The following is a 10,835-nucleotide window of genomic DNA, read 5'->3' on the forward strand; positions in this document are numbered from 1 at the left end:
ATAGCCGCGCGGGGGTCAGGCGCCCCCGAGCCGGACTACGGCCTCCGGCTGGCTCCCGGGGCAGGGAAGGACGTCGGGGATCCGGCAGGCGTCCACCTGCGGGTACAGCGCGCGGTGCCGCCGGGAATGGCCGACGGCACGGCGCAGATCAGGCAGCGGGCTGGTCGCCGATGGCAGGCACCTCGACCGGAGCCTTCCCGGCGCCGGGCTCGTCCCGGCCGGGCTGCTCCTGGGGCAGGGCCACGGTGATCGTCCCGGCCGCCGCGTTGAACTCCGCCTCGGTGACCTCGCGGTAGCCGTCGGGCACGGAGCCGAACACATCGTCGCCGCTGACGGTCAGCCAACCGCCGTTGTCGGAAAGGTAGTAGCGCATGGTCGGACTCCTCAACGGGTGATGGCGATCATGTGGGTGTCGGTGATCCACTGGTTCAGCGTCACGCTCCCGGCCGTGACGTTGATCGCCGGGTAGACGCGGACCGTGTAGCCGGTGTGCGGGGCGAGGACGGTCGCCTGTGCCGTCGCGAAGGTCCACCGCTCATGCCCGGCCACACCACCGGCCTGAAGCCTGCTGTGCATGACCCGTACGGCCAGGGCGCCGCCGTTGACCTGCACCGCGTAGCCGACATCGAAGACGCTGCTGGCCGTCCACGTCGCTTCGAGGTGCCCGGTGAACTCCGTACTGAAGGAAATGCCGCGGCAGGTGGTCAGGGAGTCGGCCTGATAGACGCCCTCAGACCAGGCGGTCGAGTCGACGAGGATGAACCCTGCGGTGGGACCGAGTGTGGGAGTGCCGAGCGGGTGATTCTGCTGGATCGTGACCGCGGCCGATGTGTGCTCGGGCGGCGTCCACAGTGCGCCCGTGCCCGGGTCGCACTTCAGCGTGGAGTTTGCCGCCGCGTCACAGTCCCAGTCATCCGCCCACGGCTGCGCTCCTGCGATCGGGAACGCAGCCAGTGGCGACGCTGTGGTGCCCTCGCCCTGGAGGCCGCAACCGATCTCCAGGGGGTCGGCGGGTGGCGCCAGCAGGCCGCCGTCGGTACCAGCCATCAGTCGGAAACCTTCTTGAATCGGAAGTTCAAGGCCCAGACGGCCTCAGAAGTCGTGGTTCCGCTGTCGACGTGTTTCAGCGCCTCGACTCGAATCGTTGCGGGCGCCGCCACCCGGTAGAGCGCCGCTGCTGAGGCGTTGCCGTGGAGGGTGTGTGTGACACCGTCGGCAGGCGTGGCAGCGAAGAGGAAGATGCTCCGCGTACTGAGCGGAACCGCTGCACTGGTGGTGACGTCGAAGAGCCGGGCTTGGATGATCGAGTTGGAGACACTGCCCACCATGATCACGCCGCCCTGCACGTCGGCGACCAGTTCGTAGACGCCTGGCTCCGGCAGCGTCAGCTGCGCCCCGGGAACCGGCACCCACGTGTCGTAGGGGGACTCCTGAAGGCCCGTGGTGCCGGATGCCTGTCCGGTCACCGGAGTGAGACGAGCACCGACCTGCCACGCCTGCGGGCACGTCCCGTCAGCCGGGGCGGTCACGTCGATGTCGACCGACCGCTCCGTCCCGACTGCTCCGCCTGGCGCGATGCCGGCCACCTCTGTGCGCGGTGCGAGGAGCCCGGCCGCCGTGAGGGCGAGGGCGTTGCACGGGGCCGGGTCGACGGTGGGGTCGGTCCGGTACACCCGCGTACTGCCTGCCTGGCAGCAGCACCCGCCCATCAGAGGGTCGCCCCTGTCGTGAAGGACACGGCGACCGTGCCGGTGTCGGCGGTGATCGTGAGTGGGCCGGTGAGCAGTGCGTCATCATCCCGGGCCACGGACCAGGTGACGCTTTCCCCTGCCACGAGGCTGGAGGTGCCGTCGGCGGTGGTGATCGTGCCGGTGCCTCGGGCGACCGCCGTGACGGACTGGAGCGTCGGCCAGGCCGCGGCGTTCCACGCCTCGCCCGCGGCGAGTTCGACGCGGCGCGCCTGTACACCCGTGGCCGTGGGTGCGCCTTCCGTCTCGCACGGCATGGGTGCGACCGGGGTGTAGGGGGCGGACAGGTCCGGCGTGTACGTACCGATCGAGGTGAGAGCGCCTTCGCAGTCGACGGCCAGGAGCTCGACGTAGTCGGTGTCCGCGACGCCGTCACCGTCGGTGTCGTCGCACCGGCACGATTCGAGGACGCTGGTGGCCTGGCAGGGCTCCGGCTGCGTGGTCCCGCCGCCGCTGGCCGGGGTGCACTGGCCGACTTCGCCGCCCACCTCGTACGGCTTGCCGTCCAGGGTGGTGTCCGACGTGCTGACGATCTCACCAGTGCAGTCCGTCACCAGGGTCCGCAGGAACTGCGTTTGTTCGCACCCGGGCACGGCTGTGCCGCTGTCAGGGACCGGGGCAAGGGAGTAGGTGAACTCCTGGACGGTCCATGTCTTCTCTGAGTTGCCCTGCTTGAGTTCCAGGGCCAGCACGGCCACCACGTTCGGCAGGTCGGCTACCGCAACCGTAACCGGATCGAGCGTCAGCGTGCTCGAAGCGCCTACGGGAAGGGAATTTTGTACGCTCTTGGCGCCGATCCAGGTCGTGCCGTTGAAAACGGCGAAAACGCCATCCGCGTCAACTCCCGGGTGCGGCCCCTTATTGATGACCTTGACTCGCATGGTCAGCACTACGTCACCCGCATCGTCCCAGGTGCCGCACTGCGGGCTACCGGCCAGGGAGAATCCGAAGCCGCCCCACACGAACCAGTCCGGCCGGGTCCAGTTATCAAGCCCGGCCGTGTTTCCCCAGGACGCCGCCTTGCCGTCAACGACGGCTTGGACGGCCGTCGCATCAGCGTCTTGCCACCGGTGATTGGGGTACTTCGCCGTCATGGCCGCGACCGGGGGCGCGGCTGCCCGCACAGAGACTGCGGCCGGGTCCAGCGCTGGGGGGCCTCCCGTCGAGTCGCACAGCAGGACCGTGCTCGTGTCGCGGCACTCCTCCGCCGGGCAGCAGTCGCCGCCGCCGGTCGTGCACTCGCCGACCTCTCCGGTGACCGTGTACGGGTCGCCGCCCAGGGTGGTGTCCGTGACGGTGAGGACGGCGCCCGTCTCGCAGTCCACCGTGACGGTACGGAGGATCTGTGTGGCGCAGTCGGTCTGTTCGTAGACGACGGCCGCAGTGAGCCCGGAGAGCTTCCACGACGATTTACGCGGGCTGCCGGGGCATGCCTGCGGCGAGTCGTCGTAGGTGTCGAGCGCCACGAAGAAGACGAGGTTCCCGGCGGCCAGGTCGGCGGCCGGGACGTCCGCCTCCACAGTGAGCGTGCCTGACCAGCCGACCTTGGCGTCATTGGGCGGGAGGACGGTAGCGACCGGCTTCGTGCCGTTGAAGAGGCGCACGGCGCCGGTGATGGCGCATCCGGTGTCCGGGCCGAGCTGTGCGGCGTCGACCGACACAGTCACGTGAGCTGTCCCGGTGTCGCACGCCGGGCGCGGGGCCTGGACCTTCGCGGCCAGGGTGCGCACGGTGCCGGTCGTTCCGGGCTGCGGTCCGGTGCCCGGCGGGATGGTGAGGGCGCTGCCATCCCATAGCGTTTGTGCACCCGCCATGGCCAGGCCGGTCGGATACGGGTAGTACGGGCCGGGCGCGGTGTCCGTGACCGTGGGGTCGGGCTCGCCGTCTGCCGGAACGTCGCACAGCAGGAGCGTGGAGGCATTCCGGCACTCGGGCTGCGGGCAGCACTCCCCGCCGCCTCCTCCACCGCACGCGACGATGCGGTCGCCGTCGGGGATCTTCTCCTGCCGGGTGCCGGTCTCGTCGAGGTAGTAGACCCGGCCGTCCTCGACGACCTGCGTCCAGACGCGCGGCTCGTGGTCGTACGTCGCCGCGACGTGGAGGATCATCCCGGCCTGGTTGTTGTTCGGGCACGGCACCGAGGACGGTGGCTGTGTCTCCAGGATCTGGACGATGACCTCGTTCTGCCCAGCCCGGCCACCAGGAACGGCGGTTGGCGGGAAGCTCCAGGCCGGTGGGCCGAACTGGCCGCCAGCCACGGGCTGCCACTCACCATCGTTGAGCCGCCACTGCACGACGTCGTTGTCCGCGTTGAGGACCGTCGCGGCGATCCGGATCGTCTCCGGGTCGACGTCCGTCGGCAGGTTCCACGAGGCGCGGGTGTACCAGGTCGCGCTCACGTGCGGGGCCGCGGCCGGGTTCGGGGAGCAGACGCCCTTGTTCGCGTGCGGGGACACCCAATGCGCCGGATTCGGCGCGGGGTCGGTGACCGTCCACAGAGCGTTGGGGGCGACCTCGTACATCGGGTACCAGGTACCGGAGAGGTTCGGCGCCCACTGCCAGGCAACATCCTGCCCCGACGTCGCGTTACCGGCGTTGGTCAGGAACTCCGTCGTCCCGGACCTCACAACGCAGATCTGCCGGGTGATGCGGTCCGGGGACGGGCAGCGCGCCAGGACAGCCCCGGTCGGCAGCTCCACCGGGTCGCCCGTGGTCGGATCGGTGAGGCGCTGCTCCAGGCGGTCGCCGGTCTGGTTGTCGTAGACCCGCTCGACCACGACCTGACCGAGGACGTTGCCGCTTGCCTCGTCGCGGATACACAGGAGTTCAGTTTCGACGTCCACCCGCTGCTCCGGCGGGGCCTGCTCGCAGCACTCGGACAGGGTCTCGCACTGCCCGACCTCGCCGGTAACGGTGTACGGGTCACCGTCGAGTGTGGTGTCGTGTGTGGCGATGACGTCGCCGGTCTCGCAGTCGACGGTCTGACGGCGCATGAACTGGGTGGTGTGCGGGAGCGCGATGTCGAGGCGGCCGACGACGTTGTTGATGCCGTTGGTGTCGCGTACCTCGATCTCGACCGTGTTCGGTCCTGCGGTGACCGGGATCTGTGCGGTGCCGGAGGTGGCGGGCTGGTTCCACTGCCCGTACATGCCGGCGTCGACGCCGTTGATCCGGACGCGGGCGCCACCGTCGCCCCGGAAACCCACGGACTGGGCGACCGCTACGCCGTTCTCCGGGGCCTGGAAGGTCTTGCGGAGGACCCAGTGCACCGGGGCGGCGTCGTAGCCGGGCCACTGGGCGCCGCTGGAGCCCGCGTTCTGGTCGGCGCGTGCGCCGAGCGACGGATACCCCATGGGTGTGCCGTACGGGGCCGGGTACGGCATGGCTGTTTCTGGTCCCGCGCCCGGGTTGGCCCCGGTGAACGAGACCACTTCCCAGCCGTCCGAACTGGGCCGGTTCGCAGGGTCGAACACTGTGATCAGGTCGGTGGCTGCGGTGTCACACAGGAGCGTGCTGGAGGTGTCGCGGCACGGCTCTGTGTTGCCGCTGCTGCCACAGCCACAGCAGCCGTCCGGCACAAGCGTCATGCCCTGGAAGCGGACAGAGGTGCACGCCCGTCCGCCGCCGGTGTTGCCGTACCGGTAGCTGATCTGTGCGGGCGGGTTGTCGAAGTAGACGTAGGCGGTGATGTTGTTCTGGTTCGACCTGATCGTCGACCCGTTCCAGGTGACGTCGCCCTCGACGCGGGACGGGATCGGGTTGAGCCCTGTGACGCCCTCGAACGTGTCGAAATCCAGAAGATCGAGACGGAATGTACTCATCTCCTGGGCTGCCTCGTCCAGGGTGAGCGTGTACGTCGTCGGGTTGTTGAAGACGGGGTTCGCCGGGTCGTACGTGCCGCACCCACCGGGCGCGGCGCTGCTCGCGTGCAGTTTGACCCGGGCGACCTCGCTGGTCTCCGGATTGGTGACGGTGTAAATGAAGTCCTGCCGCGCCACCCCGGCGGGGTCCTCGGCAATGCCGGTCTGCGGCCACAGGAGCTCGGACAGGGCGGGGACGCCGCCGCTTCCGCAATCGACGACCTTGACCGGCGTGTACGGCGTCGTGCCGTCCATCTCCGTGTCGCGGCTCTCAATGAGCGCACCCGCGCAGTCGTGTACGAGGTGCCGGAGGAACGGCACGGCGCAGCGCTTCCCGTCTTCGGTCGGCTCCACGTCTGGGTTGAGGTCGCACAGGCGCAGCGTCGACACCGTGGATGCGCACGGCTCGGCCTCGGGCGGTTGGCACACGCCGACCGTGCCGGCCGGGGTGTACGGGGTGAGGCCGTCCAAGAGGGTGTCCGTGACGGTGGTGGTGGTGCCGGAGCAGTCCCGGCACACCGTGCGGAGGAACTGCCCGCCCAGGGAGACGTCTACGGCGCCGAACAGCCAGTTACCGATCCGCGCGCAAGCGGTGAGGACGTTCTTCGTGCCCAGGTACTGGAGCGCGAAGGATGACACTCCGGTGACGCGGAAGCGGGCGCTGTTCGCACGGGCAGGGGCGGTGAGAGGGGCGCAGTCCGTGAGGGTGGCGTCCACGCTCAGGATGCTGGTGGCCCGGTCGTAGGTGTAGCCGGGCGGCAGGCTGAGGGGCTGTGCCCCGGCCGGGAGTTGGGCCGTGTTCTCCTTGGCCCCGGTGCCGGTCGAGTGGACCATCAGGACGCTGAACTCAGCCGTGATGGGCTGGTCGAACGCAAACTTGGTGACCGGCAGGGACGGGTTGGGGAAGAGTGCCAGGCCCCACCATGCCGCGCCGTCGCCCTGCTGGTTCGGCGGGAACGCCGAGGGGCCCGTCGCCGTCCAGGCGACGCCGTTGGACAGCGTCCCGGACGCGGCCGTCCCGGCGATGGTGGCCGGGGGCATGACGTCGGTGTCACACAGGACCTGCGTGGTGCAGTCCCGGCACGTCTTGACGCATCGGCCGACCTTGCCGACCGGCGTGTACGCGGTGGTGCCGTCGAGGGTGACGTCGTACGCGGTGCTCGTCCCGTCCCCGTTGGGGGTCAAACCGCGCAGGAACTCCACGGTGGTGCCGTCCGGCAGGGTGTCGCACAGGACCAGGTACTCAATGTCATCGACGGCCCCGGGGCAGAGGCCCAGCGTCCCGACCACGGTGTACGGGTCGCCGCCCGGGGTGAGGGTGCGGACGCCGGTCAACTGTCCGGTGTCGCCGTACTCGTACTCCACCAGGACGGGGGCGATGACCTCGCCGTCCGCGTCCAGGTCGCACCACTGGCCTACCTCGAACTGCTGGGGCTGGCCGAGACATGCCTCTGTCCCCGGCGGGGGCGCGCCCTCGGTGAACACGCCGGTGAGCAGGTTCAGCCACCCGGAGACCTCCGGGGCGGCGGCGTCGGCACCGCAGTCCCCGCACGCCGAAACGGCCAGCACGGAGATGGGTGTGCCGTCGGCGAGGCACAGGCCGGTGGAGGCGATCCCCGGGGAGCAGCAGGGCGGGGTCGGCGGCTCGGGCTCGGGCGCGGCGCAGGGAATCGGCTCAACGGCCACGGCTCAGGCCTCCGGGTGGATCTGGCGGCGGTGGCTGTCCCGGCCGCGCGCGGTGGTGAAGGTGCGGGAACAGTCAGGGCAGGGCAGTGGGCCGTCCTGCCCGTTGTCGTCCCCTGCGCCGCTGCCTGCGGGGTCGGTAAAGGTGGTGGGGTCCTCGGTTTCGGCGGGGGCGAGCGGGACGCTGTCGGGGCCGTACGCGGACGCGGGGACCTCCGGGAGAGCCCCGCCCACTACGGCCTCCTGCTCGCCCAGCTGCTGGGCCTCGAAGGCCGCAACGGTCGCCAGGTCGGGCGCGGCGACGCCCAGCAGCTCGGCGCCAGGTGCTGGCCTGCCCTCGGCCGCGTCCTCGTCCGGGGATACGTACCGGTGGCCGTCGACCAGGGCGCCGGTCAGGATGTCCTCCGGCATCTCGACGAACAGGCGGGCAGGTACGCCGAACTCGTACACGGAAACGGTGTCGACCTTGGGCCGCTGGGCGACTGCCCACCGCGCGAAGTCGGTGCGGCGCCCGTGGGCGGGCCGGATTCGGATCATGTCGTTCATTCGCAGACTCGGATCTGAACCGCGCAGACGGTACAAGTAGTGGCGACGACGACCGTCTTCTCAGCGAGGACCTGACGGTCGTTGTTGCGGATATTCACGGACGGTCCGGGCCGGTCCGGGATCACGTCGACCGGGCCGCGGCGGATGAGGAGCGGGCCGGTGATGTACAGCCACGCCGTACCCGGTTCCGCAGGAATTCCACCCGGGCCGGCGTTCATCGCCGAGTAACCCGCCCCGATGACTACGCAGTTCCCGGCGAGCGTGCGTAGGTTCCCGGTTGCCGGGTCTTCCCGTACGAGGTTGCAGCACCCCAGGAGCGCAGCCGCGCCGGCGGGGACGTGGAGGGTGCCGATGCCGCCGTACGACTCGGCGAGGCAGCCCTCCAGGACGGCGACGCCCTGGGCGATCGACAATGGCCCTTCGGGCGGGGTCAGGTCGACGGCGTCCCGTGTGAGCTTCAGCCGCATGAATCCGGCTTCGATCGCGGCTTGCTCTCCCAGCTCAAGGGATGCCTCTGCCTGGGCCCGTGCTTCCGTGTACGCCCAGCCGAGTGCGGAGCATTCGGAACCGGCGTAAACGGTGAACGGTTCGGCGTGCTCCGTCTGGGGGCGGCAGAACTCCTTCTCCTGCGGTGCTCCGGGGCTCTCGTCGCCGGGGGACTCATCCGTGAGGCAGGGGTCCTGCCAGTCGAGTACCGGGCAGCAGCCGAGAGCCAGCCACTCAACGCCCATGAGTTCGTGGGGGTCTTGCACGTCCTGCACAGTGGCGCAGCCGCCGAGGATGCCATGGGGAAGCGGCTCGCCCGGGATGGCCTGGACGGCCTTGCTCAGACCTGCGGGCGGCATCGCCCACCTCCGTGTACGTGATGAAGGGGGTGGCTGGCCCCGGGGATGCCCTCGACCCTGGGACCAGCCACGTTTGGGGGGTCAGCTGCCTGCGGCGCAGACCATTTCGAGCTGGGCGCCGGTGGACCCGTCCGGGCAGACCGGAACGGTCACGAGGCGGGTGTCGACGGACCGGTCGACGAGCGTGCTGCACTCCTCCGTGAAGAGGGCCGTGTAGTCGTTGGTGCGGAACTTCGTCGAGTCGTGGATGGCGCCGAGGTTTACCTCTTCGCCGCGGCCGATCTGGAGCGAACCGGCCGGGTACATGAGGAACTTGACCGCGTCGGGCCATCCGGTGGCCGGGTTGGCTGCGCCGATGTCGGTCGGGACGGCCGGGGCCAGGCCGCGCGCCCACTGCACACGGACACCGAGCGGGGCGAACAGGCCCTGGATCTGGGCCTCGGTCACCTCGTTCGGGTTGACGCCGTTACGGCGGGCCAGGTCCGAAAGGAACAGGTTCCGGCTCCACCAGGGGAACACCACCTCAAGGGCAGTGGACTCACACAGGCTGTGGCGCTCGATGACGTCGGCGGCCTGGAGCGCCACAGCGGCGTACACGGCCGACAGCGCACCGAACGACACCGGCATCGTCACCCGTGTTGCGGTGTTCAGCGCGTCCTGGAACAGCTCCTGCCGGATCCGGATCTCGTGCGCGACCATGGCGTTACGCAGGTACCAGGACACGAGCTCCGGGAAATGGCGCTGCGTCAGGATCCCGGACTCCAGGCAGACGCCGATCGCACGGCACCGGACCTCGGTCGGGTCCGGGCACGGGATCTTGTAGCAGGGCTTTTCGGCACCCGCGATGTCGTCGGCCTCGGTGTGCACCCACGTGAGCGCCGCGACGTCCAGGGACAGCGGCTTGTAGTAGCGCAACCCACCGCGCGACAACTGGATCTCCGGGGCGTCCCACAGCATGTCCGGGCACGCCGTGTCCGTCAGCTCGTAGATCGTCTCCGAAGGGGCGCACCACCCACCGGAAGCGATGAGTTCCTGCTGCGGGAGGCGCCGCTGGTTCGACGCGGCGAGCGTGACCGTGGTCCCCTCCGGCGCCGACGAGGAGTCCGTGACGATGAGGTTCTGTTCGTACGGGTGCCGGTAGGAGATGACCTGACCGACACCACCACCGGCGGTTTTGAGGGCGGTCGCCCGGGACGTGATGCCCTTGGTGATGTCGTCGAAGTCGAGGGCCGCGCCCGGGGTGTAGCCGGGGACGTCAACGGCCGCCGTGATGACGGTCGTCGGGGCAGGCGGCGGCGGGAGGACGTTGGGCTGGCGGCGGCGGACACCGGACAGGTTGAGGGCGGGACGGCTCACGAGTGAGGCAGTCGCGGTCTGGGGCTCCAGCTCCGGCTCCGGTTCGACGGCCACGGGCTCGGTCGCCTCGGCGGGCTCGGTGGTCTCGGCGGCGGGCTCCGGCTCCGGGTCGGCTCCGCGTACCTGTGCCGCCAGGGCGTCGATCTCGGCCGCGGCCTGGGTGGCTGCCTGGTGGCGGGTGGCCTGCTCGGTACGGATGTTCTCGACGCCGGCCGCGAGGGCCCGGATCTGGTCCAGATCCTTCGGGGTGACGACGCTGCTGGTGCTCTTGGTGTCGAAGGCCTCGACGGCCCCCTCCAGGAGAGCGGACAGCTCATCGTCGGTGAGGGTGGTGATGTCGTCGGGAAGCTCGAACGGGTCCATGGACGGATCTCCTTGAAGCGATCAGGAGACCCGGCCCAGAACCAGCGGTCGTCAGTGCTGAGAATCTTAGCCCGCCGTTGTGGTCAGCGGGTTGGTGTCAAGGTCCGGCGCCTCGTGCGGTCGCCGGATTGGCGCGAACTGGTCGAGTGCTGCTGCCGTTGCCTCTACGGTCCCAGCATGGGCGATACGACGATTCGACACATTCAGCGGCAGGTGGAGCGGGAGGTAGCAGAGGAGATGAGCGGCCGGCGCAGGGAGCGTCTACGTGACGCTCTTGCGGACAAGCCACGGGAGTGGCTCGTGGAGCAGCTCCTGGACCTCCTGGAGCCGCCCGGCATGCCGCCCCTGCCCGGCCCGCGGGGGAAGGACAGCAAGGCATAGCACCTGTAGGCACTCCGGGGCTGCACACCGTGGCGTGCAGCCCCGGGGGGTCT

Annotated in this window: 8 protein-coding genes; 1 reads left to right on the top strand and 7 read right to left on the bottom strand. The window is 69.9% G+C overall.

All coding sequences use genetic code 11. The annotated features are described in order from the left end of the window. Nucleotides 1-148: 148 nt before the first annotated feature. The 7 genes from ACIOHC_RS10990 to ACIOHC_RS11020 form a co-directional block, all read right to left on the bottom strand. On the bottom strand, nucleotides 149-373 hold the full coding sequence (locus tag ACIOHC_RS10990) for a hypothetical protein (protein ID WP_401842409.1): 225 nt from the start codon (nucleotides 371-373) through the stop codon (nucleotides 149-151). Nucleotides 374-384: 11 nt separating this feature from the next. Then, nucleotides 385-1,047, bottom strand: coding sequence for a hypothetical protein (locus tag ACIOHC_RS10995; RefSeq protein WP_401842411.1), 663 nt, complete (start codon nucleotides 1,045-1,047; stop codon nucleotides 385-387). Then, on the bottom strand, nucleotides 1,047-1,673 hold the full coding sequence (locus ACIOHC_RS11000) for a hypothetical protein (RefSeq protein ID WP_401842413.1): 627 nt from the start codon (nucleotides 1,671-1,673) through the stop codon (nucleotides 1,047-1,049). The genes ACIOHC_RS10995 and ACIOHC_RS11000 overlap by 1 nt, the downstream gene beginning before the upstream one ends. Before the next feature lie 35 nt (nucleotides 1,674-1,708). Further along, nucleotides 1,709-7,294: a hypothetical protein gene (locus tag ACIOHC_RS11005; RefSeq protein WP_401842415.1), complete on the bottom strand. Its 5,586-nt coding sequence runs from the start codon at nucleotides 7,292-7,294 to the stop codon at nucleotides 1,709-1,711. 3 nt (nucleotides 7,295-7,297) lie between these two features. Then, complete coding sequence (locus ACIOHC_RS11010) at nucleotides 7,298-7,828, bottom strand: hypothetical protein (RefSeq protein WP_401842417.1); 531 nt, start codon at nucleotides 7,826-7,828, stop codon at nucleotides 7,298-7,300. Between the two features lie 5 nt (nucleotides 7,829-7,833). Beyond that, nucleotides 7,834-8,682, bottom strand: coding sequence for a cupin (locus ACIOHC_RS11015; RefSeq protein WP_401842419.1), 849 nt, complete (start codon nucleotides 8,680-8,682; stop codon nucleotides 7,834-7,836). 81 nt (nucleotides 8,683-8,763) lie between these two features. Further along, nucleotides 8,764-10,401, bottom strand: a complete 1,638-nt coding sequence (locus tag ACIOHC_RS11020) for a major capsid protein (protein WP_401842421.1) — start codon at nucleotides 10,399-10,401, stop codon at nucleotides 8,764-8,766. 177 nt (nucleotides 10,402-10,578) lie between these two features. On the opposite strand from ACIOHC_RS11020, the gene ACIOHC_RS11025 reads away from it, so the two are divergent. Next, entirely contained in the window at nucleotides 10,579-10,782 is a 204-nt protein-coding gene (locus ACIOHC_RS11025) for a hypothetical protein (RefSeq protein ID WP_401842423.1), read from the top strand. The last annotated feature ends 53 nt before the right edge of the window (nucleotides 10,783-10,835 follow it).

Origin of the sequence: Streptomyces sp. NPDC088252 (genome assembly GCF_044740965.1) — a bacterium.
Lineage (GTDB): Bacteria > Actinomycetota > Actinomycetes > Streptomycetales > Streptomycetaceae > Streptomyces.